At 63.3% G+C, this 1,003-nt stretch carries 1 protein-coding gene; it reads right to left on the bottom strand.

Going from position 1 to position 1,003, the window contains the following annotated elements; translation table 11 throughout:
- Positions 1 to 1,003 (bottom strand): IS4 family transposase (locus XpopCFBP1817_RS20880; protein ID WP_158251345.1); only part of this gene is annotated, 1,003 nt, incomplete at both ends.

Consider the following 1,003-nt stretch of genomic DNA (forward strand, 5'->3'; position numbering starts at 1 on the left):
CCAGCCAAGCGGCGTGGCCGGACTGCTCGCTGGCCATTCCTGCCAGCCAGCACGCGAAGCTGGCAAGCGTGTTGAGCATCAGCAAGATGCTCAGACGCGGGCCTTGGCGGGTCAGGCTGTCTTCGAAGGCTGCGCCATAACGATGCGACTTGAGATCACGGAAGCTGCCTTCGATCTGCATGCGTCGCGCATACAGGCCGACCAATTGGCGTGCGTTGGCCTCAACAAGATCCGGCGAGGCAATGATTAGCCAGGGCTCGCGCTCGCTCGCCGCAGCCTTGCGGCTGTGCGAGCTGCGCGCCACTTCGCTGCGGCAGCGTCGGTTGTAGTGTTTGCGGCCAAGCGGTGACTTGCCATGCACCACCAACCTGCACGACAAGGGATCACTTCGATTGATCTGCATCAGGTCCAGTTCGCGCGGCTGTGGTTGCACCAGCGCCCATAGACAGCGGCACGATACCCACTGTTCAGGATGATCTTCCACCTCCGCTGGCTTGACCAGGGTGGTTCCGCGCAGGCGTCCCACCCAGCTCCATCCCAGTGCCTGCACTGCCCTAAACCAAGGTGTACGGAAGCCAGCATCGGTGATCAGGATCGGACGCACACCCTCAGGTATCAATGCACGCAATTGCTGCAGAAACTGACGCTCTGCACCTGGCGAGCCCTGCTCGCGGCCGGGGTGGACCCGGTCCAACAAGGTCAGCGTGCGTCCACCCACCGGAACGGCTGCGCGGAGCAGACACCAGGATTTATCAGCCTTGAGATCGCTCCAGTCGATGACGATCAATGGACGTGGGCCACGCAATAACCAGCGCGCCATGGCCGCGTGCAGTGACAAGCACTCCGCATGCAGGTGGCCATTACTCAGCAAGCGATCCAGCGCCTTGAGCGGCGCGCGCACGCGCTCGGCACCGGGCCAGCGACGGGCTAGGTCGATCAGGGTCAACCGCCAGCCTGCCGTCAGCGCTTCCACTGCCTTCAACAACACTCGCTCGCGCAAGGC

The organism is Xanthomonas populi (assembly GCF_002940065.1).
Lineage (GTDB): Bacteria > Pseudomonadota > Gammaproteobacteria > Xanthomonadales > Xanthomonadaceae > Xanthomonas > Xanthomonas populi.